The organism is Enterobacter vonholyi (assembly GCF_040834095.1).
Taxonomy (GTDB): Bacteria; Pseudomonadota; Gammaproteobacteria; order Enterobacterales; family Enterobacteriaceae; genus Enterobacter; species Enterobacter vonholyi.
Genome location: NZ_CP162152.1, coordinates 2,492,607 through 2,515,050, shown reverse-complemented (window position 1 = coordinate 2,515,050; position 22,444 = coordinate 2,492,607). Strand labels below are relative to the sequence as shown.

General features: G+C 52.8%; 17 protein-coding genes, 1 tRNA gene and 1 other RNA gene. 12 read left to right on the top strand and 7 right to left on the bottom strand.

From position 1 onward, the window contains the following. Positions 1-181: 181 nt before the first annotated feature. From AB3N39_RS11890 to narI, 4 genes are read left to right on the top strand one after another with little or no spacing between them, the layout of a single operon-like run. Positions 182-3,925, top strand: coding sequence for a nitrate reductase subunit alpha (locus AB3N39_RS11890; protein WP_367896751.1), 3,744 nt, complete (start codon positions 182-184; stop codon positions 3,923-3,925). Beyond that, positions 3,922-5,457, top strand: a complete 1,536-nt coding sequence (narH, locus tag AB3N39_RS11885; protein WP_115875464.1) for a nitrate reductase subunit beta — start codon at positions 3,922-3,924, stop codon at positions 5,455-5,457. The genes AB3N39_RS11890 and narH overlap by 4 nt, the downstream gene beginning before the upstream one ends. After that, positions 5,454-6,164 carry a nitrate reductase molybdenum cofactor assembly chaperone gene (gene narJ / locus AB3N39_RS11880; RefSeq protein WP_047741766.1) on the top strand — a complete coding sequence of 237 codons (711 nt, stop codon included), beginning with the start codon at positions 5,454-5,456 and terminating at the stop codon, positions 6,162-6,164. Before narH ends, narJ begins: the two co-directional genes overlap by 4 nt. Beyond that, positions 6,164-6,841, top strand: a complete 678-nt coding sequence (narI, locus tag AB3N39_RS11875) for a respiratory nitrate reductase subunit gamma (RefSeq protein WP_367896750.1) — start codon at positions 6,164-6,166, stop codon at positions 6,839-6,841. Before narJ ends, narI begins: the two co-directional genes overlap by 1 nt. On the opposite strand, the gene AB3N39_RS11870 is transcribed toward narI, so the two are convergent. Then, positions 6,838-7,734 (bottom strand): DMT family transporter, encoded by an 897-nt coding sequence (locus tag AB3N39_RS11870; protein WP_143345728.1) that lies wholly within the window; start codon positions 7,732-7,734, stop codon positions 6,838-6,840. The two genes, narI and AB3N39_RS11870, sit on opposite strands and share 4 nt — an antisense overlap. A 107-nt stretch (positions 7,735-7,841) precedes the next feature. On the opposite strand from AB3N39_RS11870, the gene AB3N39_RS11865 reads away from it, so the two are divergent. Further along, a complete protein-coding gene (locus AB3N39_RS11865) occupies positions 7,842-8,285 on the top strand; it encodes an Lrp/AsnC family transcriptional regulator (protein ID WP_115876078.1) in 444 nt (147 codons plus the stop codon). Positions 8,286-8,385: 100 nt separating this feature from the next. Here the strand turns inward: AB3N39_RS11865 and AB3N39_RS11860 are convergent. The 4 genes from AB3N39_RS11860 to AB3N39_RS11845 all read right to left on the bottom strand — a co-directional run bounded on the left by AB3N39_RS11860 (position 8,386) and on the right by AB3N39_RS11845 (position 10,151). Continuing rightward, a non-coding RNA gene (locus AB3N39_RS11860) (RtT sRNA) lies at positions 8,386-8,516 on the bottom strand. 44 nt (positions 8,517-8,560) lie between these two features. Further along, positions 8,561-8,645: transfer RNA gene (locus AB3N39_RS11855), tRNA-Tyr, on the bottom strand. Positions 8,646-8,803: 158 nt separating this feature from the next. Then, positions 8,804-9,646, bottom strand: a complete 843-nt coding sequence (gene purU, locus AB3N39_RS11850; protein WP_023312104.1) for a formyltetrahydrofolate deformylase — start codon at positions 9,644-9,646, stop codon at positions 8,804-8,806. Between the two features lie 46 nt (positions 9,647-9,692). Next, positions 9,693-10,151, bottom strand: a complete 459-nt coding sequence (locus AB3N39_RS11845; RefSeq protein WP_111965930.1) for a YchJ family protein — start codon at positions 10,149-10,151, stop codon at positions 9,693-9,695. Between the two features lie 114 nt (positions 10,152-10,265). Between AB3N39_RS11845 and rssA the strand changes: the two genes are divergently transcribed. The 3 genes from rssA (at position 10,266) to galU (ending at position 13,382) form a co-directional block, all read left to right on the top strand. Then, positions 10,266-11,168 (top strand): patatin-like phospholipase RssA, encoded by a 903-nt coding sequence (rssA, locus tag AB3N39_RS11840; RefSeq protein ID WP_133294612.1) that lies wholly within the window; start codon positions 10,266-10,268, stop codon positions 11,166-11,168. Between the two features lie 91 nt (positions 11,169-11,259). Further along, a complete protein-coding gene (gene rssB, locus AB3N39_RS11835) occupies positions 11,260-12,273 on the top strand; it encodes a two-component system response regulator RssB (protein WP_127731313.1) in 1,014 nt (337 codons plus the stop codon). 200 nt (positions 12,274-12,473) lie between these two features. Beyond that, positions 12,474-13,382 carry a UTP--glucose-1-phosphate uridylyltransferase GalU gene (gene galU / locus AB3N39_RS11830; protein WP_008502780.1) on the top strand — a complete coding sequence of 303 codons (909 nt, stop codon included), beginning with the start codon at positions 12,474-12,476 and terminating at the stop codon, positions 13,380-13,382. 202 nt (positions 13,383-13,584) lie between these two features. Here galU and hns read toward each other — a convergent pair whose 3' ends face one another. After that, the gene (gene hns / locus AB3N39_RS11825; protein WP_008502781.1) at positions 13,585-13,998 is read right to left on the bottom strand and encodes a histone-like nucleoid-structuring protein H-NS; all 414 of its coding nucleotides are present in this window, start codon (positions 13,996-13,998) and stop codon (positions 13,585-13,587) included. Between the two features lie 549 nt (positions 13,999-14,547). Between hns and tdk the strand changes: the two genes are divergently transcribed. After that, entirely contained in the window at positions 14,548-15,162 is a 615-nt protein-coding gene (tdk, locus tag AB3N39_RS11820; protein WP_111965933.1) for a thymidine kinase, read from the top strand. 68 nt (positions 15,163-15,230) lie between these two features. Here the strand turns inward: tdk and adhE are convergent, their stop codons facing one another. After that, positions 15,231-17,909, bottom strand: coding sequence for a bifunctional acetaldehyde-CoA/alcohol dehydrogenase (gene adhE / locus AB3N39_RS11815; protein WP_059446810.1), 2,679 nt, complete (start codon positions 17,907-17,909; stop codon positions 15,231-15,233). A gap of 478 nt (positions 17,910-18,387) precedes the next feature. Here adhE and AB3N39_RS11810 point away from each other — a divergent pair, with 478 nt between their 5' ends. The 3 genes from AB3N39_RS11810 (at position 18,388) to oppB (ending at position 22,442) form a co-directional block, all read left to right on the top strand. Then, complete coding sequence (locus tag AB3N39_RS11810; RefSeq protein WP_008502784.1) at positions 18,388-19,035, top strand: YchE family NAAT transporter; 648 nt, start codon at positions 18,388-18,390, stop codon at positions 19,033-19,035. Between the two features lie 770 nt (positions 19,036-19,805). After that, a complete protein-coding gene (gene oppA / locus AB3N39_RS11805; protein ID WP_095449162.1) occupies positions 19,806-21,437 on the top strand; it encodes an oligopeptide ABC transporter substrate-binding protein OppA in 1,632 nt (543 codons plus the stop codon). Positions 21,438-21,521: 84 nt separating this feature from the next. After that, positions 21,522-22,442: an oligopeptide ABC transporter permease OppB gene (gene oppB, locus AB3N39_RS11800; protein WP_008502786.1), complete on the top strand. Its 921-nt coding sequence runs from the start codon at positions 21,522-21,524 to the stop codon at positions 22,440-22,442. Positions 22,443-22,444: the final 2 nt, after the last annotated feature.

Sequence of the window (22,444 nt, the reverse complement as noted above, 5' to 3'; positions counted from 1 at the left end):
TTTCATATTGATATGGATTTTTTGAAGATACCGCTTTAGTGGTATTCGGTGTAACCCCTCGCCTGAGAGTCCCTCCTCGTCTTGATCGTTATCAATTCTCCCCCTCTTTCAGGGCGTTACCTTCGCTGCAAATCAGCAATGTCGATTTAGAGAGCCACAGGCTCCATACAGGAGATACCCGATGAGCAAATTTTTGGACCGGTTTCGCTACTTCAAACAGAAGGGTGAAACTTTTGCCGATGGGCACGGCCAGGTTCTGGATACCAACCGGGACTGGGAAGACGGTTACCGTCAGCGCTGGCAGCATGACAAAGTCGTCCGTTCGACCCACGGCGTGAACTGTACTGGCTCATGCAGCTGGAAGATTTTCGTTAAAAATGGTCTGGTGACCTGGGAAATGCAGCAGACCGACTACCCGCGCACCCGCCCGGATATGCCAAACCATGAACCGCGTGGCTGCCCGCGTGGCGCCAGCTACTCCTGGTATCTCTACAGCGCTAACCGTCTGAAATATCCGCTGATGCGCAAGCGTCTGATGAAAATGTGGCGTGAAGCGAAAGCGCAGCACAGCGATCCGGTTGATGCCTGGGCCTCCATCATTGAAGACGCGGATAAAGCGAAAAGCTTCAAGCAGGCCCGAGGCCGCGGCGGCTTTGTGCGTTCCTCATGGAAAGAAGTGAACGAGCTGATTGCCGCCTCCAACGTCTACACCGTGAAAACCTACGGTCCTGACCGCGTGGCGGGCTTTTCGCCGATCCCGGCGATGTCGATGGTCTCTTACGCTTCCGGCGCGCGCTATCTGTCACTTATCGGCGGTACCTGCCTGAGCTTCTACGACTGGTACTGCGACCTGCCGCCAGCGTCTCCGCAGACCTGGGGCGAGCAGACCGACGTGCCGGAATCCGCCGACTGGTACAACTCCAGCTACATCATCGCCTGGGGCTCTAACGTGCCGCAGACGCGTACGCCGGATGCGCACTTCTTTACCGAAGTCCGTTACAAAGGCACCAAAACCGTGGCGGTAACCCCTGACTACGCGGAAATCGCCAAGCTCTGCGATCTGTGGCTGGCACCGAAACAGGGTACCGATGCCGCGATGGCGATGGCGATGGGCCACGTCATGCTGCGCGAATTCCATCTTGATAAGCCAAGCCAGTACTTCACCGACTACGTCCGCCGCTACACCGACATGCCAATGCTGGTCATGCTGGAAGAGCGTGACGGCTACTATGCCGCAGGGCGTACGCTGCGTGCTGCCGATCTGGTGGACGCGCTGGGTCAGGAAAATAACCCAGAGTGGAAAACCGTTGCCTATAACAGCAACGGCGAGCTGGTGGCGCCAAACGGCTCTATCGGCTTCCGCTGGGGCGAGAAGGGCAAGTGGAACCTTGAGCAACGTAACGGCACCACCGGCGAAGAGACTGAGCTGCGCCTCAGCATGCTGGGTAGCCAGGACGAGATCGCCGAGGTCGGGTTCCCGTACTTCGGCGGCGAAGGTTCCGAGCACTTCAACAAGGTTGAACTGAAAAACGTACTGATGCACAAGCTGCCGGTGAAACGCCTGCAGCTTGCCGACGGCTCTACCGCGCTGGTCACCACCGTCTATGACCTGACCATGGCGAACTACGGTCTGGAGCGCGGCCTGGGCGATGAAAACTGCGCAACCGGCTATGACGACGTGAAGGCCTACACCCCGGCCTGGGCGGAACAGATCACCGGAGTTCCTCGCGCGCACATTACCCGTATCGCACGCGAGTTCGCAGAAAACGCGGACAAAACGCACGGCCGTTCGATGATCATCGTCGGTGCCGGTCTGAACCACTGGTATCACCTCGATATGAACTACCGTGGACTGATCAACATGCTGATCTTCTGCGGCTGCGTCGGTCAGAGCGGCGGCGGCTGGGCGCACTACGTTGGCCAGGAGAAACTGCGTCCGCAGACCGGCTGGCAGCCTCTGGCGTTTGCACTTGACTGGCAGCGTCCTGCACGCCACATGAACAGCACCTCTTACTTCTATAACCACTCCAGCCAGTGGCGCTACGAGACGGTCACCGCGCAGGAACTGCTCTCGCCGATGGCGGATAAATCCCGCTACAGCGGCCACCTTATTGACTTCAACGTGCGTGCTGAACGCATGGGCTGGCTGCCGTCGGCACCGCAGCTGGGCACTAACCCGCTGCGCATTGCGGAAGCGGCGAAGCAGGCGGGTATGTCACCGGTGGATTACACCGTGCAATCGCTGAAGGATGGCTCAATCCGCTTCGCGGCGGAACAGCCGGAGAACGGTAAAAACCACCCGCGCAACCTGTTCATCTGGCGCTCCAACCTGCTGGGCTCGTCCGGTAAAGGCCACGAGTACATGCTGAAGTACCTGCTCGGTACTGAAAACGGTATCCAGGGGAAAGATCTCGGCAAGCAGGGCGGCGTGAAGCCGGAAGAGGTGGAGTGGAAAGACAACGGTCTCGACGGCAAGCTGGATCTGGTGGTGACCCTCGACTTCCGTCTGTCCAGCACCTGCCTGTACTCCGACATCGTGCTGCCAACCGCGACCTGGTACGAAAAAGACGACATGAATACCTCGGATATGCATCCGTTTATTCATCCGCTGTCTGCCGCCGTTGACCCGGCGTGGGAATCGAAAAGCGACTGGGAGATCTACAAAGACATCGCGAAGAAATTCTCCGAAGTCTGCGTAGGTCACCTGGGCAAAGAGACCGACGTGGTGACGCTGCCAATCCAGCACGACTCTGCCGCCGAACTGGCGCAGCCGCTGGACGTGAAGGACTGGAAAAAAGGCGAATGCGACCTGATCCCGGGCGTGACCGCGCCGCACATTATTCCGGTTGAACGTGACTACCCGGCAACGTACGAGCGCTTTACCTCTATCGGCCCACTGATGGAGAAAATCGGTAACGGCGGGAAAGGGATCGCCTGGAACACCCAGAGCGAAATGGACCTGCTGCGCAAGCTCAACTACACCAAAGCGGACGGCCCGGCGAAAGGCCAGCCAATGCTCAATACGGCAATTGATGCGGCGGAGATGATCCTGACCCTGGCACCGGAAACCAACGGCCACGTTGCCGTGAAGGCCTGGGCGGCACTGAGCGAGTTCACCGGTCGCGACCATACGCACCTGGCGACGAATAAAGAGGAAGAGAAAATCCGCTTCCGCGATATTCAGGCCCAGCCGCGCAAGATTATCTCCAGCCCGACCTGGTCAGGCCTGGAAGATGAGCACGTGTCCTATAACGCGGGTTATACCAACGTTCACGAGCTGATCCCATGGCGCACCCTGTCAGGCCGTCAGTCGCTGTATCAGGATCACCAGTGGATGCGCGACTTCGGTGAAAGCCTGCTGGTTTACCGCCCGCCAATCGACACCCGCTCCGTGAAAGCGGTGATGGGCGCGAAATCGAACGGTAACCCTGAGAAGGCGCTGAACTTCCTGACGCCGCATCAGAAGTGGGGTATCCACTCCACCTACAGCGACAACCTGCTGATGCTGACCCTGTCGCGCGGCGGTCCGATTGTCTGGATGAGCGAAACGGACGCCAAAGACCTGGGTATTGAAGATAACGACTGGATCGAAGTGTTCAACAGCAACGGTGCCCTGACGGCGCGTGCGGTGGTGAGCCAGCGCGTACCGGCCGGGATGACCATGATGTACCACGCGCAGGAACGTATCGTTAACCTGCCGGGGTCAGAAATTACCGAGCAGCGCGGCGGGATCCACAACTCCGTGACCCGCATTACGCCTAAGCCGACCCACATGATCGGTGGTTATGCACAGCTGGCCTACGGCTTTAACTACTACGGCACCGTAGGATCGAACCGCGATGAGTTCGTGGTGGTACGTAAGATGAAGAACATTAACTGGTTAGACGGCGAAGGTAATGACCAGGTACAGGAGAGCGTAAAATGAAAATTCGTTCACAAGTCGGCATGGTGCTGAATCTGGATAAATGCATCGGCTGCCATACCTGCTCGGTCACCTGTAAAAACGTCTGGACCAGCCGCGAAGGTATGGAATACGCCTGGTTCAACAACGTGGAAAGTAAACCGGGCACCGGCTTCCCGACCGACTGGGAAAACCAGGAGAAGTGGAAGGGCGGCTGGATCCGTAAAATCAACGGCAAGCTGCAGCCGCGCATGGGCAACCGCGCTTGGCTTCTGGGAAAAATCTTCGCCAACCCGCACCTGCCGGGCATCGACGATTACTACGAGCCGTTTGATTACGACTACCAGAACCTGCACAACGCGCCGGAAAGCAAACACCAGCCGATTGCCCGTCCTCGCTCGCTGATCACCGGTCAGCGCATGGACAAGATCACCAGCGGTCCAAACTGGGAAGAGATTCTGGGCGGCGAGTTCGAGAAACGCGCCAAAGACCAGAACTTCGAGAATATGCAGAAGGCGATGTACGGCCAGTTCGAAAACACCTTCATGATGTATCTGCCGCGCCTGTGCGAGCACTGCCTCAACCCGGCGTGCGTGGCGACCTGCCCGAGCGGCGCGATCTACAAGCGTGAAGAAGACGGTATCGTGCTGATCGACCAGGACAAGTGTCGCGGCTGGCGTATGTGCATCACCGGCTGCCCGTACAAAAAGATCTACTTCAACTGGAAGAGCGGCAAGTCAGAGAAGTGCATCTTCTGCTACCCGCGTATTGAAGCCGGGATGCCAACCGTCTGTTCCGAAAGCTGCGTAGGCCGTATTCGCTACCTCGGCGTGCTGCTGTACGACGCGGACGCGATTGAAAACGCCGCGAGCACCGAGAACGAGAAAGATCTGTATCAGCGTCAGCTGGACGTGTTCCTCGATCCGAACGATCCGAAGGTCATTGAGCAGGCCCTGAAGGACGGCATTCCGCAGAGCGTGATTGACGCGGCGCAGCAGTCTCCGGTGTACAAAATGGCGATGGACTGGAAGCTGGCCCTGCCGCTGCATCCGGAATACCGCACCTTGCCGATGGTCTGGTACGTGCCGCCGCTGTCGCCGATTCAGTCTGCGGCTGACGCGGGCGAACTGGGCAGTAACGGCATTCTGCCGGACGTGGAAAGCCTGCGTATCCCGGTTCAGTACCTGGCCAACCTGCTGACCGCCGGTGATACCCAGCCGGTACTGCTGGCGCTGAAGCGTATGCTGGCAATGCGCCACTTCAAGCGTGCCGAAACCGTGGATGGCGTAACCGATACCCGCGCGCTGGAAGAGGTCGGCCTGACCGAAGCGCAGGCGCAGGAGATGTACCGCTATCTGGCGATTGCCAACTACGAAGACCGTTTCGTGGTGCCGAGCAGCCACCGAGAGCTGGCCCGCGAAGCCTTCCCGGAAAAAAATGGCTGTGGCTTTACATTTGGCGACGGTTGCCACGGGTCAGACAGTAAATTCAACCTGTTCAACAGCCGCCGCATCGACGCCATGGATGTGACCAGTAAAACGGAGCCGCACTCATGATTGAACTTGTCATTGTTTCGCGTCTGCTCGAGTACCCGGATGCTGCGCTTGCGCAGCATCAGCAGGAGCTCTTTGACGCGCTCGCGTCATCTGAAAACCTGGATAAAGACGATGCCCAGCGGCTTGGCGTTTTCCTCCGCGATCTGCTGGCGCGCGACCTTCTGGATGCCCAGGCGGACTACAGCCAGCTGTTTGATCGGGGGCGCGCAACCTCGTTGCTGCTGTTTGAACACGTTCACGGTGAATCCCGCGACCGCGGTCAGGCGATGGTGGACCTGATGGCCCAGTACGAACAGCACGGCCTGCAGCTCGACAGCCGCGAGCTGCCGGACCATCTGCCGCTCTATCTGGAGTATCTGGCGCAGCTGCCGAAAGAGGAGGCGCTGGGTGGTCTGCAGGACATCGCGCCGATCCTGGCGCTGCTCGGCGCGCGCCTTCAGCAGCGCGAGAGCCGCTATGCGGTGCTGTTCGATCTGCTGGTGAAGCTGGCCAACGCCTCGGTCGACAGTGAAAAAGTGGCGGAGAAAATCGCGGATGAAGCACGGGACGATACTCCACAAGCGCTGGATGCGGTCTGGGAAGAAGAGCAGGTGAAATTCTTTGCTGACCAGAACTGCGGCGAGTCTGAAATCTCCGCTCACCAGCGTCGTTTTGCCGGCGCGGTTGCCCCGCAATATTTGAATATCTCTAACGGAGGACGGCACTAATGCACTTCCTGAATATGTTCTTCTTTGACATTTACCCGTATATCGCGGGCACCGTGTTCCTGGTGGGAAGCTGGCTGCGCTATGACTACGGCCAGTACACCTGGCGTGCTGCCTCCAGCCAGATGCTGGATCGCAAAGGGATGCACGTCGCGTCTAACCTGTTCCACATCGGTATTTTGGGGATTTTTGCCGGTCACTTCCTGGGGATGCTGACGCCGCACTGGATGTATGAAGCATGGCTACCGATTGAGGTGAAGCAGAAGATGGCGATGATCGCCGGCGGTGCCTGCGGGGTGATGACCTTAGTCGGTGGCCTGCTGCTGCTGAAACGTCGCCTGTTCAGCCCGCGCGTGCGTGCGACCACGACCGCCGCGGATATTCTGATCCTCTCCCTGCTGATGGTGCAGTGTGCGCTGGGCCTGCTGACCATTCCGTTCTCGGCACAGCATATGGACGGCAGCGAAATGATGAAGCTGGTCGGCTGGGCGCAGTCCGTGGTGACCTTCCACGGCGGAGCGTCTGAGCACCTGGTCGGCGTGGCGTTTATCTTCCGCGTTCACCTGGTGCTGGGAATGACGCTGTTTGTGCTGTTCCCGTTCTCCCGCCTGGTCCACATCTGGAGCGCGCCGGTAGAGTACCTGACGCGCAAATACCAGATTGTGCGCGCCCGTCGCTAATTCGCCGTTTTGATGCCAACCCCGCACTCGCGGGGTTTTTTTTCGCCCCAGCCCAGGTTGTTGCCCGCTGCAGCAAAAAGGATCAGCGCGCCGCCCGCGAGCTGCGTCAGGTTCAGCGAGTGTCCGAACACCAGATTATCGACAACGATCGCCACCACCGGATAGATAAACGACAGGGAGCCGGTTATGGGCGTCGGCAGCTTCTGAATTGCGCTGTAGAGCAGCTGGTACATAATGCCGGTATGGACGATGCCCAGCGTCAGCAGGGTAGGCCAGGGAAAATCACCGGTAAATGACGGCATGCTGGCAAACGGCAAAAGCATCACGACGCCCGTCAGCACCTGGATAAAGGCAATATGCTGCGGCGCGATTGTTTTCAGCTTGCGTGCAATGATTGCCGTCAGCGCGTAGAAGAAGGCCGCGGCCATTGCCAGGCCGATTCCGGCGAGCCATTCACTGCCATGCGCGCCGGTCAGCTCGCTGGAGAGCAGGATCACCACGCCGCCAAAGGCGAGGAACAGCCAGCCCCATTTCACCAGGCTGACGCGCTCGCCTAAAAACATCCCCATCAGGACCAGCATAAACGGCTGGGTGTTATAGACCACGGTCGAAAGACCAATCGAGATCCGTTCATAGGCCGCGAAGAGCAGCAGCCAGTTCACCACGAGCGCTACGCCGCCGAGAATAGCCAGCATCAGCGTGGTGCGGGTGAGGGGGCTAAAGGGCTTTTGACTCACCCGGATAAAAATAAAAAGTGCCATTGCCCCGATAAGACAGCGCCAGAACACCACTTCCGTCACCGGCAGGCCGCTGAGCAAAACAAACGCACCGATAGAGCCGGAAATTAACATCGCCAGGCTCATTTGCCAGACGCCTTTATGTAAATCACGCATCATCCACCTCCTGAGTAATGACGTTATTGTCGAAAATCGCTGTCGGGTTTTACAGGGATGAGATAAGGTGAAATGCAGTAATGGCTTTTTAAAATTAGGTGAAAGCGATGGATTACCTTCTTGATGATATCGACCGACAAATTTTAGCCTGCCTGGTTGAGGATGCGCGCATGTCGTTGAAGGTGCTCAGCGGCCGTATCGGTCTGACGTCTCCCAGCACGGCAGAACGTCTTAAAAGGCTGGAAGAGCGCGGTGTGATTGAGGGTTATGGTGCACGGGTGAACCTGGCGGCGCTGGGGTATACGCTGCAGGCGCTGGTACGGGTTCGCCCCTTACCGGGTCTGTTGCATAAGGTGGATAAGTACATTCAGGCGATGCCGGAGTGTATTGAGAGCGACAAGGTGACCGGGGAAGATTGTTTTGTGATTAGGCTGGTGGTGAGGTCAATCGAACAGCTTGATGCGCTGCTGGATGGGCTGGCGGAACATGCCCAGTGTAATACGTCGATTGTGAAAAGTTCACCGGTCAGGCGTCGTTTGCCGCCGATGTAGCCCTTTTTCGCCGGGTGGCGGCTGCGCCTTACCCGGCCTACAGAGGCGGATTCGGTTGAGTGTTTGGTTTTAATATGACTTGGGATGTTGCTGGAAGTGATGGTGGTGGGGGAAGGATTACTCGGCGCGTTGCGCCTCGCCCTTCGGGTCGTTGCCTGCGGCAACGCTTTCTAGCTGCGCTCGAATCGAACCTTAGTCGAAGCTTCTCATCCTTCCCCTTGCGGAAATACATGATGCACGGTGCGAGCAGAATGTTAAGTGTCGTTTGAAAGTGATGGTGGTGGGGGAAGGATTCGAACCTTCGAAGTCGATGACGGCAGATTTACAGTCTGCTCCCTTTGGCCGCTCGGGAACCCCACCACGGGGTAATGCTTTTTTACTGGCCTGCTTCCTGCTGGAAGCGGGGCGCATCATATCAAATGAGACGCCCCTGTAAAGCATTCCTTTAGGGAAATGAAGCTGTTTGCCTGCTTTTTATCCGTAAAGGCGCAAAGCTAATCAATTCATTTTCCGAAAGATTAAAGAATGATGGTTCTGTTGCCGTAAACGAAGACACGCTGGGCCAGCACCTGATACAGCGCGCGGCTTAACACATTCTTCTCAACGTCACGCCCTGCACGCATCATGTCCTCAGCGGTGTAAGTGTGATCCACATGAATCACGTCCTGCATGATGATGGGACCTTCGTCCAGGTTGTCATTCACGTAGTGGGCTGTCGCGCCAATAATCTTAACGCCACGCTCGTACGCCTGGTGGTATGGACGCGCACCAATAAAGGCCGGCAGGAACGAGTGGTGAATGTTGATGATCTTGTTCGGGAAACGCGCCACGAAAGATGGCGTTAACACGCGCATGTATTTCGCCAGCACCACGTAGTCCGGGTTATGCGCTTCAATGGCCTGGGCCATCAAATCGTCGTGTTCTTCACGCGTATGGCCTTCGTGGCTGACCAGCTCGAACGGAATATCAAAGCGTTCGACCAGCGTGCGCAGCGTCTCGTGGTTGCCAATAACGGCAGCAATTTCGACGTCCAGACCGCCGTAGTTTGCTTTCATCAGCAGGTCGCCAAGACAGTGTGCTTCTTTGGTCACCAGGATCACGATGCGGCGTCGACCGGCTGGGGTCAGTTCGCGCACGGAACCCTCCGGAAGCGCGCTGTCCAGATCGGCCAGCAGAGTGGTGTCGTTGAAAATACCTTCCAGTTCGGTACGCATAAAGAAGCGGCCGGTACGGTGGTCAACGAACTCGTTGTTCTGCACGATATTCAGTTCATGTTTATAGCAAATGTTGGTAATTCGTGCGATCAGCCCTTTTTGATCGGGACAGATGGTGCGCAGAACTTTACGTTGTAATGATTGCATCGCCGGGAAATCCTGTTTGTATTTGCGAAGTCTGGGTTGTCAGGCATTACTGCCCGCAACACTTTTTAAATTTTTTACCTGAACCACACGGGCAAGGATCGTTACGACCAAACTGTGGGCGCGTTCCGTCAATATAATACCACTGCCCGCTTTCCTTTAAGAACCGGGAACGTTCGATAATGGCCCCCGGTTTATTATTCTCGTTAAAACGGGCTACAAAGCTGACGTAACCTTCATCAACATGACTGCCAGTTGAGGATTCATAGACGGTGAGGCCGAGCCACTGCGTGTTCGCGAAGCCGGCTTCGATGTCCTTTCTGAATTCGGCAGCGTGGCAGGAGGGATGCCAGGTTTTAATCAGGTAGTCTGCGTCTTTGATCACAAAAGCGGTGTAACGTGAACGCATGAGGTGTGACGGGTCTGGTGCAACCTGATCGCCAGACAGATATCGCTGGCAACATAGGCTATACTCCAGAGCGCTACCACAAGGGCAGAGTTGAGACACGATTCTCTTCCTGGAACAAAAAATAAAGGCGTAAAACGCTTCGGGTAGCACTATGTTAACTGAGCTGTTGCGTTGACGCTATGTCAGGAATCCAGGGGAAGTAAAACAGGGCTAATGAGAAAGGTTAAAATTGGACTGGCGCTGGGCTCAGGTGCAGCCCGGGGATGGTCACACATCGGCGTGATTAATGCCTTAAACAAGATGGGCATTGACGTAGATATTGTCGCAGGATGTTCAATCGGATCGCTTGTCGGATCCGCTTACGCGTGCGGAAAGCTTACGGAACTCGAGACTTGGGTGCGTTCCTTCAGCTACTGGGACGTGCTGCGTCTGATGGACCTCTCCTGGCAGCGTGGTGGACTGTTGCGCGGCGAACGCGTTTTTAACCAGTTCCGCCAGGTTATGCCTCTTGAAGACTTCACTGATTGTCAGATGCCTTTCGGCGCCGTCGCGACGAACCTCAGTACAGGACGCGAACTTTGGCTAACCGAAGGGGATATCCATCTTGCCGTGCGCGCCTCCTGCAGTATGCCGGGGCTCATGGCGCCTGTCCCACACAACGGTTACTGGCTTGTCGATGGCGGCGTCGTTAACCCGGTTCCCATCTCTCTGACCCGTGCAATGGGGGCGGATATCGTAATTGCCGTCGATCTGCAGCACGATGCCCACCTGATGCAACAGGATCTCATGCCGGTCAATCTGCAGAGAGAAGATGCTGAGGGCGAGAAACTTGCCTGGCACGAGCGCCTGCGCGGCAGAATCGGGCGTATGGCCGCGCGACGCTCGGTTACCGCGCCGACGGCGATAGAAATCATGACCACGTCAATACAGGTACTCGAGAATCGCCTTAAACGTAACCGTATGGCAGGCGACCCTCCGGATATCCTTATTCAGCCGTACTGTCCGCAAATCTCTACTCTTGATTTCCATCGGGCTGAGGCCGCCATCGCAGCGGGCTCGTTAGCCGTCGAAAAGAAAATAGACGAATTGTTGCCTTTTGTGCAGACCGCACGTTAAGCACCTTTTTTTGACTACTTCAGCAAAATCTGACAGGCGATAGTGCCGATCGCATGCCACTATTTAGTTACTGTCAGCCAGGGGAGGAACCATGACGCAGCCATTGGCCGGAAAACACATTTTGATTGTTGAAGACGAGCCCGTTTTCCGATCGCTACTGGATTCGTGGTTATCCTCGCTGGGCGCAATGACGTCACTGGCAGAAGATGGCATCGACGCCCTGGAAAAAATGATCGGCATTACGCCCGATTTGATGATTTGCGACATAGCGATGCCGCGCATGAATGGACTGAAGCTGGTTGAACATCTGCGTAACGAAGGTAACCAGACGCCGATTCTGGTGATCTCGGCCACAGAGAATATGGCGGATATTGCCAAAGCATTACGTCTTGGCGTCCAGGATATTCTGCTTAAACCGGTCAAGGATCTGAACCGGCTGCGTGAAACGGTCCTGGCGTGCCTTTATCCCAATATGTTTAATTCCCGGGTAGAGGAAGAGGAACGTCTTTTCCAGGACTGGGATGCCCTGGTGAGTAATCCGCCTGCTGCGGCGAAACTATTGCAAGAGCTCCAGCCGCCTGTACAGCAAACTATTTCACACTGTCGCGTAAATTATCGCCAGCTGGTGGCGGCTGACCAGCCCGGACTGGTGCTGGATATCGCACCTTTATCTGATACCGACCTTGCGTTTTATTCTCTGGATGTCACCCGGGCAGGGGATAACGGTGTATTAGCCGCGTTACTTCTTCGCGCGCTATTTAATGGTTTGTTGCAGGAACAGTTATCGCATCAGGGACAACGGCTACCGGAGTTAGGCAGTTTACTCAAACAAGTAAACCAGCTTTTTCGTCAGGCCAATTTACCCGGACAGTTCCCGCTGCTGGTCGGCTATTACCACAGCGGTTTAAAAAATCTGATCCTCGTCTCAGCAGGTCTCAACGCTTCACTGAATACCGGTGAACATCATATTCAGGTGAGTAACGGCGTGCCGCTTGGGACATTGGGAACGGCTTATCTTAATCAAATTAGCCACCGCTGTTCCTCCTGGCAGTGCCAAATTTGGGGCGCCGGGGGACGGCTACGCTTAATGTTGTCCACGGAATAAGCAATTGGATCTTAATTTTAAGATTGCTTTACCTGTGTTTTACGGGGAGTGCTACTATCGCTGCCCAGATTCATGCGTATTTGTCCTAATTGATCGGCAACGCGTTCTTTTCAGACCCGGACTGCGGGGCGAGGCTGATATACTCAACGCGTTATTTATTGCATAAAAGTTCAAAACTTGAACAGCTCAGGAGAATTTGAATGGCTGCCCTAAATTCGAAAGTCAGAAAGGCCGTTATCCCGGTAGCGGGATTGGGGACTAGGATGTTACCAGCAACTAAGGCGATTCCTAAAGAGATGCTGCCTCTGGTTGATAAGCCATTAATCCAGTATGTCGTTAATGAATGTATCGCAGCCGGCATCACTGAAATTGTGCTGGTTACGCATTCATCTAAAAACTCTATCGAAAACCATTTCGATACAAGCTTTGAACTTGAAGCCATGCTGGAAAAGCGTGTTAAGCGTCAGCTCTTAGAAGAAGTTCAATCTATTTGCCCTCCACACGTCACCATTATGCAGGTTCGTCAGGGCCTGGCTAAAGGTCTGGGCCACGCTGTTATGTGCGCGCATCCTGTTGTAGGTGATGAGCCTGTAGCGGTAATTCTGCCTGACGTAATTCTGGACGAATACGAATCCGATCTTTCTCAGGATAACCTGGCCGAAATGATCAAACGTTTCGACGAAACCGGCAGTAGCCAGATTATGGTTGAGCCTGTTGAAGACGTAACGGCATACGGTGTGGTTGACTGCAAAGGCGTTAACCTTGAGCCGGGCGAAAGTGTGCCAATGGTTGGTGTCGTAGAGAAGCCTAAAGCCGACGTAGCGCCTTCAAACCTTGCCGTTGTAGGTCGCTATGTCCTGAGTGCTGAAATCTGGCCTCTGCTGGCTAAAACGCCTCCAGGCGCGGGTGATGAGATCCAGCTGACGGATGCCATCGATATGCTGATCGAGAAAGAGACCGTTGAGGCCTACCATATGAAAGGTAAGAGCCATGACTGCGGTAATAAGCTCGGTTATATGCAGGCATTTGTTGAATATGGTATCCGCCACAATACCCTTGGTGAAGAATTTAAAACCTGGCTCAAAGAGAGCGTAGGTATTAAGAAATAAGCCACGGTTGTAAATGTTCGAAACCGGTGAGGCATTGCCCACCGGTTTTTTTATGCCCATAACACTCCCAAAAACCTGTCTGAAAGTACAGTCGATGAAATTGCTAAATAATGCTTTATGACAGAGTGTAAGAGGATGTATGCGACAAATTTAGGTTAAAAAAAATCCCGCAATATGCGGGATTTTTCTGAATATGGCTCGATTAATCCTTGATCAGGAAGTCGTCCAGCTGTTTACCCTGCTCATCCATCGCTTTCTTGATTACAGCAGGAGTACGACCCTGGCCAGTCCAGGTTTTAGTTTCGCCGTTCTCGTCAACGTAGCTATATTTAGCAGGACGTGCCGCACGCTTGGCTTTAGTACCGGTTTTAGCGGCAGCCATGCTGTTCAGCAATTCATTTGGATCGATACCATCAGCAATCAGCATTTCACGATATTGCTGCAGTTTACGAGTACGCTCTTCGATTTCAGCCGCAGCAGCGCTTTCTTCTTCACGACGTTCATTAACTACAACTTCTAATTTTTCCAGCATTTCTTCAAGCGTTTCGAGGGTGCATTCTCTTGCCTGCGCACGAAGAGTACGGATGTTGTTCAGAATTTTAAGTGCTTCGCTCATTGTAGTAATCTCAAACTTATAATGGGGGGTGGTTTGTTGACCTAATAATAGAGCCATAAATTCAGTTGTGCAATAGCCAGGAATGTAAGGAATTCAAAAAATACTAAATAATGGCGCTATTATTAATTACGCTAACTTAAATTTCACCGCCCGGCAGTCTCGGTTGTTATCACCGGAAGCTGCTTAACCCGGTCGATTGTGTCTTTTTTTTGTGACATTTCCCGCAGGAATTATAGTTGCGGCGGAGAAATATCAGCCTTTTGTATTAGTTCCCCTCCGTGATGTTAAGACTGAAATAGTTAATAAATAGTGAATTTTAATGAACGGGGATTCCACTATAAAAAGCAGTGTTATGTTTTGCTGAACATATAACATATTGGCCGAGGAGAGGGTGTTTACTACATGTTTTAACGGGCTATTTTCATAAAAAGAAGGTTGTAAACTCCGCGCTGAAACGCTTCCCCTGTGTGCTACATCGCTGATGACCAGACAAAATATGGTACAATGACTCATCGGGAATATTACACATTGATTAGGGTTTTACGGCCAATGGCACAACTTTATTTCTACTATTCGGCAATGAATGCCGGGAAATCCACCGCGTTGCTGCAATCCTCGTACAATTACCAGGAGCGCGGGATGCGTACCGTTGTTTATACGGCTGAAATTGACGATCGCTTTGGTGCAGGGAAGGTGAGCTCAAGAATAGGACTCTCGTCGCCTGCGAGGCTTTTTAACCCGAAAACCGATCTGTTTGAAGACATTCATGCAGAACATGCTGCACAGCCGATTCACTGTGTCCTGGTCGATGAGAGCCAGTTTCTGACGCGTGAACAGGTATATGCCCTGTCAGAAGTGGTCGATGAGCTTGATATCCCCGTTCTTTGTTACGGTCTGCGCACGGATTTTCGCGGTGAGCTCTTTGCCGGGAGCCAGTACTTACTCGCCTGGTCGGATAAACTTGTTGAATTGAAAACAATCTGCTTCTGCGGTCGTAAAGCCAGTATGGTGCTTCGTCTTGACCAGGCTGGTAAACCTTATGCAGATGGTGAGCAGGTGGTGATAGGCGGTAATGAACGCTATGTTTCGGTCTGCCGTAAGCATTATAAAGAAGCGTTGTCTGTAGGCTCGCTGACGGCGATTCAGCACGACAACAGAAAATAATGTCAGTCTTGTTATTCAGACATAAAAAAACCCGCCAATAAGGCGGGTTTTTCATCTGCTGCTGTCAATTAAGCGCTTTTCTTCGCTTTCTTGTCAGCTTTGATGACAGGAACTTCTGTTTTCACAGCGGCAACATCACCTTCTTTGAACTCACGACCATAGTAGGTATCCAGCAGAATCTGTTTCAGCTCGGAGATCAGTGGGTAGCGCGGGTTAGCACCAGTACACTGGTCATCGAAGGCATCTTCAGACAGCTTATCTACATGAGCGAGGAAGTCAGCTTCCTGAACGCCTGCTTCACGGATAGATTTAGGAATACCCAGCTCAGCTTTCAGGCTTTCCAGCCATGCCAGCAGTTTCTCAATCTTCGCAGCAGTACGGTCGCCCGGTGCGCTCAGACCAAGGTGGTCAGCGATTTCAGCATAGCGACGACGTGCTTGTGGACGGTCGTACTGGCTGAAAGCAGTCTGTTTAGTTGGGTTGTCGTTAGCGTTATAACGGATAACGTTGCTGATCAACAGGGCGTTCGCCAGACCGTGAGGAATGTGGAACTGTGAGCCCAGTTTGTGCGCCATTGAGTGGCAAACACCCAGGAAGGCGTTGGCAAACGCGATACCTGCGATGGTTGCTGCACTGTGAACGCGTTCACGTGCTACCGGGTTTTTAGACCCTTCATTGTAGGACGCTGGCAGGTTTTCTTTCAGCAGTTTCAGAGCCTGCAGAGCCTGACCGTCAGAGAACTCAGATGCCAGTACAGAAACGTAGGCTTCCAGGGCGTGAGTTACCGCATCCAGACCACCGAACGCACACAGTGACTTAGGCATTTCCATGACCAGGTTTGCATCAACGATAGCCATGTCTGGGGTCAGCGCGTAGTCAGCCAGCGGGTATTTCTGACCTGTCGCATCGTCTGTTACTACCGCAAATGGTGTAACTTCTGAACCGGTACCGGAAGTAGTGGTTACCGCGATCATTTTGGCTTTTACGCCCATTTTCGGGAACTTGTAGATACGTTTACGGATATCCATAAAGCGCAGCGCCAGTTCTTCGAAGTGGGTTTCAGGATGCTCGTACATGACCCACATGATTTTCGCGGCGTCCATTGGGGAACCACCACCCAGTGCAATAATCACATCTGGTTTGAAGGAGTTAGCCAGCTCAGCACCTTTACGCACAACGCTCAGGGTAGGGTCAGCTTCAACTTCAAAGAACACTTCAGTTTCAACGCCGGCCGCTTTCAGCACAGAGGTGATCTGGTCAGCGTAGCCGTTGTTGAACAGGAAACGGTCAGTCACGATGAGCGCACGTTTGTGGCCATCAGTAATCACTTCATCCAGCGCGATTGGCAGTGAGCCACGGCGGAAGTAGATAGATTTCGGAAGTTTGTGCCACAACATGTTTTCAGCTCGCTTAGCAACGGTTTTCTTGTTGATCAGGTGTTTTGGACCAACGTTTTCAGAGATGGAGTTACCACCCCAGGAACCACAACCCAGAGTCAGGGAAGGTGCGAGTTTGAAGTTGTACAGGTCACCGATACCACCCTGAGAAGCAGGGGTGTTAATCAGGATACGTGCAGTTTTCATCATCTGACCGAAGTGAGCAACGCGTTCTGGCTGGTTGTCCTGGTCGGTGTACAGACAAGACGTGTGACCGATACCGCCCATGGCAACCAGTTTCTCGGCTTTCTCTACCGCGTCTTCGAAATCTTTCGCACGGTACATGGCAAGCGTTGGGGACAGTTTTTCATGTGCAAACGGCTCGCTTTCGTCGACAACTTTCACTTCACCGATCAGGATTTTGGTGGTTGCCGGAACGGTAAAGCCTGCCAGCTCAGCAATTTTGTAAGCCGGCTGACCTACGATAGCGGCGTTCAATGCGCCATTTTTCAGGATAATGTCCTGAACCGCTTTCAGCTCTTTGCCCTGCAGCAGGTAGCCGCCGTGGCTGGCGAAACGTTCACGAACAGCGTCGTACACGGAATCGACAACAACAACAGACTGTTCAGATGCACAGATAACGCCGTTATCGAAGGTTTTAGACATCAGTACAGACGCAACGGCACGTTTGATGTCAGCGGTTTCGTCGATAACAACAGGTGTGTTACCGGCGCCAACACCGATCGCTGGTTTACCGGAGCTGTATGCGGCTTTAACCATGCCAGGACCACCGGTCGCCAGGATCAGGTTAATGTCCGGGTGATGCATCAGCGCATTGGAGAGCTCAACGGAAGGTTGGTCGATCCAGCCAATCAGATCTTTTGGTGCACCAGCAGCGATCGCCGCCTGAAGGACGATATCCGCAGCTTTGTTAGTCGCATCTTTCGCACGTGGATGTGGAGAGAAGATGATTGCGTTACGGGTCTTCAGGCTAATCAGTGATTTGAAGATAGCAGTAGACGTTGGGTTAGTGGTCGGAACGATACCGCAGATGATGCCGATAGGTTCAGCGATGGTGATGGTACCGAAGGTGTCGTCTTCGGACAGCACGCCACAGGTTTTCTCATCTTTATAGGCGTTGTAGATATACTCGGAAGCGAAGTGGTTTTTAATCACTTTATCTTCCACGATACCCATGCCGGATTCGGCAACGGCCATTTTAGCGAGAGGGATTCGAGCATCTGCAGCAGCCAGTGCGGCCGCGCGGAAGATTTTATCAACCTGTTCTTGGGTGAAATTGGCATATTCACGCTGGGCTTTTTTAACGCGCTCGACGAGGGCGTTCAGTTCAGCGATATTAGTAACAGCCATAATGCTCTCCTGATAATGTTTAAACTCTTTTAGTAAACCAGCGCTCGATACGTCACACAGTATAGACAGAGCCGATACGACTTGCGTAACACAAAGTAAAACAAAGAGTTACTTTCTGCGTCAGCACACTAATTTACTAAAAGAGCCTTACCTTAGCATCATCCCTTTTTGTCAGGTGACCTCCCTGGGGGTGTAACCAAGATTACTCACTTCTGAGTACTGAAATCATGATCTGTGTCAATTTTTCCCCAAGCTGATACCTTTCAGCAGGGTTATTTCTTTGAGATTTTTCCAGTGTTAAATAATTAAGTAAGTATTGGAAGCAGCACTATCATTGATTATACATCTGTTTAACATCCTGAAATGATAACGTTTTGGTACAGATTTCAAGTGAAGTATGCTGATAAAAAGGGTATCTTCAGCGCGATTTCTCACGACAAATTGTCAGTCCCGGGCATGTGTATAAGCGGAGCAAAACGTGATCCAAACGCTCTTTGATTTTCCAACGTATTTTAAATTTTTTATTGGTTTGTTTGCCCTGGTCAACCCGGTGGGGATCATTCCAGTCTTCATTAGTATGACGAGTTACCAGACGGCGGCGGCCAGGAACAAGACCAACCTTACCGCTAACCTGTCGGTCGCTATCATATTGTTGACCTCCCTTTTTCTCGGAGACACGATTCTTCAGCTGTTCGGGATTTCAATTGATTCTTTCCGCATTGCGGGTGGGATCCTGGTCGTGACCATCGCTATGTCCATGATCAGCGGTAAGCTGGGCGAGGATAAACAGAACAAGCAGGAGAAGTCAGAAACCGCCATCCGCGAAAGTATTGGCGTGGTGCCGCTGGCCTTACCGCTCATGGCTGGCCCTGGCGCCATCAGTTCAACCATTGTCTGGGGCACGCGTTACCATAGCCTGATGCACCTGATTGGTTTTTCCGTCGCCATTGCTATTTTTGCGCTCTGCTGTTGGGGAGTGTTCCGCATGGCACCCTGGCTTGTACGCCTGTTGGGGCAGACGGGAATTAACGTCATAACGCGTATCATGGGCCTGCTGTTGATGGCGTTAGGGATTGAATTTATCGTGACGGGAATTAAAAGCATTTTCCCCGGTTTGCTGCACTGATATTTCGTATGAAAGAACGGAGCAACGGCTCCGTTTTTTTACGTCATTATCAGTAAATCCTATAACTAAAGTTGAAATGCTCACATATCATAATAAATTCTACTAATAATGTTCATTACTTGTATTTCAATAAGTTATTAATCCCCTTAAAACCCGCCTGCACAGAAAATCTTCGATCGCTCTGTTATTTCACTCACATGATACTCTGGGGCTTGCTGAGAGATAACCGAAATGATATTAGTAATTTCAACATTCCCCTAGATGAATGTGCTAAATAATAACCAGTTGTTAAATTTTTGTACAAAATCACTCGATGATAGCGCAGCGACGCGCTTGTAGAGATAGTTTTCTCTATCCTATTGAATATCATGTTTTTTTAGTGATGTTCGATATCCGGCAAGGCTGCCCTCAACGATACGGTACTCACCGTAAAAGAGAATTGCTTAACAAATTTGCAAAATGTATTGGCGCGCGTTTACGCCATTTGATACTTTCCGGCCTAATATTTTGCAGCATAAAACAAGCAGATGAGAATTATTTTCATATGGTTCTCTTCTCAGATATCCATCGCAGGTCTCAAACAGGGGAGGCCTGTTAAGAATCGACGCAAGACGGCCATACGAGCGGTCAGTAATAAAAAAGTCGGTGATAGCAAGCAGTAAAAGAAGAACCTGACAGCAGCAAAAAAAACTCCTGCGCTGTACAGGCCCCAACAGGGGATTACACAGCTGGCGAAGGCCAGTCATTATAATGAGTGGAGTACCAACACAATGTCCATCATCACAAAAAAAAATCTGGTAGCGGCGGGGATTTTAACTGCGCTAATCGCGGGCAACGCTGCAATGGCTGCGGACGTTCCTGCAGGTGTTCAACTGGCGGAGAAACAGACGCTGGTGCGTAACAACGGTGCGGAAGTTCAGTCTCTCGACCCGCACAAAATTGAAGGTGTTCCTGAGTCTAACGTTAACCGCGACCTGTTCGAAGGCCTGCTGGTAACAGACGTAGACGGCCACCCGGCGCCGGGTGTAGCAGAAAAATGGGAAAACAAAGATTTCAAAGTCTGGACCTTCCATCTGCGTAAAGATGCGAAATGGTCCGACGGTACACCGGTCACAGCCGAAGATTTCGTTTATAGCTGGCAGCGTCTGGCGAATCCAACCACCGCCTCTCCGTATGCGAGCTACCTGCAATATGGCCACATTGCCAATATTGATGACATCATCGCGGGCAAAAAACCTGTTACCGACCTGGGCGTAAAAGCGATCGATGCCAATACCTTTGAAGTGACGTTGAGCGAACCTGTTCCGTACTTCTATAAGCTGCTGGTTCACCCGTCCGTCTCTCCGGTACCAAAATCCGCCGTGGAAAAATTTGGTGAAAAATGGACCCAGCCTGCCAATATCGTGACTAACGGTGCCTACAAGCTGAAAGACTGGGTGGTCAACGAGCGTATGGTGCTTGAGCGTAACCCGCAGTATTGGGACAACGCTAAAACCGTTATTAATCAGGTTACCTATCTGCCAATTTCGTCCGAAGTGACTGACGTTAACCGCTACCGCAGCGGTGAAATCGACATGACCTATAACAACATGCCGATTGAACTGTTCCAGAAACTGAAAAAAGAGATCCCTAAAGAAGTTCACGTCGATCCGTACCTGTGCACCTATTACTATGAAATCAACAACCAGAAAGCACCGTTCACCGACGTACGCGTTCGTACCGCGCTGAAGCTGGCACTGGATCGCGATATCATCGTGAACAAAGTGAAAAACCAGGGCGATCTGCCGGCGTACAGCTATACCCCTCCATACACCGATGGCGCAAAACTGACCGAGCCAGAGTGGTTCAAACAGACTCAGGAACAGCGTAACGCGGAAGCGAAGAAACTGCTGGCCGAAGCGGGCTACACCGCAGATAAGCCGCTAACCTTCAGCCTCTTGTACAACACCTCCGATCTGCACAAAAAACTGGCTATCGCCGTCGCCTCGATCTGGAAAAAGAACCTGGGCGCGAACGTGAAGCTGGAGAACCAGGAGTGGAAGACCTTCCTCGACAGCCGTCATCAGGGCACCTTTGACGTGGCGCGTGCTGGCTGGTGTGCGGACTATAACGAACCGACCTCCTTCCTGAACACCATGCTGAGTGACAGCTCAAACAACACCGCGCACTATAAGAGCCCGGCGTTTGACAAGCTGATCGCCGACACGCTGAAAACCACTGACGAAGCACAGCGTACTGAACTGTACTCTAAAGCCGAGCAGCAGCTTGATAAAGATTCCGCGATCGTTCCGGTTTACTACTACGTTAACGCCCGTCTGGTGAAACCCTGGGTAGGTGGATATACCGGTAAAGACCCGATGGATAATATCTACGTTAAAAACTTGTATATTATCAAGCATTAATGGCAATGAGTGGGGCGGGCATGCTCGCCCCACGGTGTCTAACCAACGTCACATAATATAGGCACACGCCAGAAGGTACGGGCAATGTTGAAATTTATCCTACGTCGCTGTCTTGAAGCGATTCCAACGCTATTTATTCTCATCACGATTTCCTTCTTCATGATGCGTCTTGCGCCGGGCAGTCCATTTACCGGTGAGCGTACGCTGCCGCCTGAAGTCATGGCGAATATCGAAGCGAAATACCACTTAAACGATCCTATCTCTACCCAGTACTTCAATTACCTGAAGCAGCTGGCCCACGGTGATTTTGGACCGTCATTTAAATATAAAGACTATTCCGTTAACGACCTGGTGGCCTCCAGCTTCCCGGTTTCGGCGAAATTGGGTGCTGCGGCATTCATTCTGGCGATCGTTTTTGGAGTCACCGCAGGCGTTATCGCCGCGCTCAGACAAAATACCAAATGGGATTATGCAGTAATGGGGGTGGCGATGACCGGGGTAGTGATACCTAGCTTCGTTGTCGCGCCATTACTGGTGATGATATTTGCCATTACGCTGAAGTGGCTGCCTGGCGGCGGCTGGAACGGCGGGGCATTGAAGTTCATGATTTTGCCGATGGTGGCATTATCTCTGGCGTACATCGCCAGTATCGCGCGTATCACCCGTGGTTCAATGATCGAAGTGCTGCACTCGAACTTCATTCGTACCGCGCGTGCTAAAGGGCTGCCGATGCGTCGGATTATCTTCCGCCACGCGCTTAAGCCGGCACTGTTGCCCGTGCTCTCCTACATGGGACCGGCATTCGTCGGGATCATTACCGGCTCGATGGTTATCGAAACAATTTACGGCCTGCCGGGCATCGGCCAGCTGTTTGTTAACGGCGCGCTTAACCGCGACTATTCGCTGGTACTGAGCCTGACTATTCTCGTCGGTGCGCTGACCATTCTCTTTAACGCTATCGTTGATGTGCTGTATGCCGTCATCGACCCGAAAATCCGTTACTAACT

Coding starts and splice junctions, on each gene's coding strand:
- AB3N39_RS11890 (WP_367896751.1), top strand. CDS start 182: ATGAGCAAATTTTTGGACCGGTTTCGCTACTTCAAACAGAAGGGTGAA.
- narH (WP_115875464.1), top strand. CDS start 3,922: ATGAAAATTCGTTCACAAGTCGGCATGGTGCTGAATCTGGATAAATGC.
- narJ (WP_047741766.1), top strand. CDS start 5,454: ATGATTGAACTTGTCATTGTTTCGCGTCTGCTCGAGTACCCGGATGCT.
- narI (WP_367896750.1), top strand. CDS start 6,164: ATGCACTTCCTGAATATGTTCTTCTTTGACATTTACCCGTATATCGCG.
- AB3N39_RS11870 (WP_143345728.1), bottom strand. CDS start 7,734: ATGCGTGATTTACATAAAGGCGTCTGGCAAATGAGCCTGGCGATGTTA.
- AB3N39_RS11865 (WP_115876078.1), top strand. CDS start 7,842: ATGGATTACCTTCTTGATGATATCGACCGACAAATTTTAGCCTGCCTG.
- purU (WP_023312104.1), bottom strand. CDS start 9,646: ATGCAATCATTACAACGTAAAGTTCTGCGCACCATCTGTCCCGATCAA.
- rssA (WP_133294612.1), top strand. CDS start 10,266: ATGAGAAAGGTTAAAATTGGACTGGCGCTGGGCTCAGGTGCAGCCCGG.
- rssB (WP_127731313.1), top strand. CDS start 11,260: ATGACGCAGCCATTGGCCGGAAAACACATTTTGATTGTTGAAGACGAG.
- galU (WP_008502780.1), top strand. CDS start 12,474: ATGGCTGCCCTAAATTCGAAAGTCAGAAAGGCCGTTATCCCGGTAGCG.
- hns (WP_008502781.1), bottom strand. CDS start 13,998: ATGAGCGAAGCACTTAAAATTCTGAACAACATCCGTACTCTTCGTGCG.
- tdk (WP_111965933.1), top strand. CDS start 14,548: ATGGCACAACTTTATTTCTACTATTCGGCAATGAATGCCGGGAAATCC.
- adhE (WP_059446810.1), bottom strand. CDS start 17,909: ATGGCTGTTACTAATATCGCTGAACTGAACGCCCTCGTCGAGCGCGTT.
- oppA (WP_095449162.1), top strand. CDS start 19,806: ATGTCCATCATCACAAAAAAAAATCTGGTAGCGGCGGGGATTTTAACT.
- oppB (WP_008502786.1), top strand. CDS start 21,522: ATGTTGAAATTTATCCTACGTCGCTGTCTTGAAGCGATTCCAACGCTA.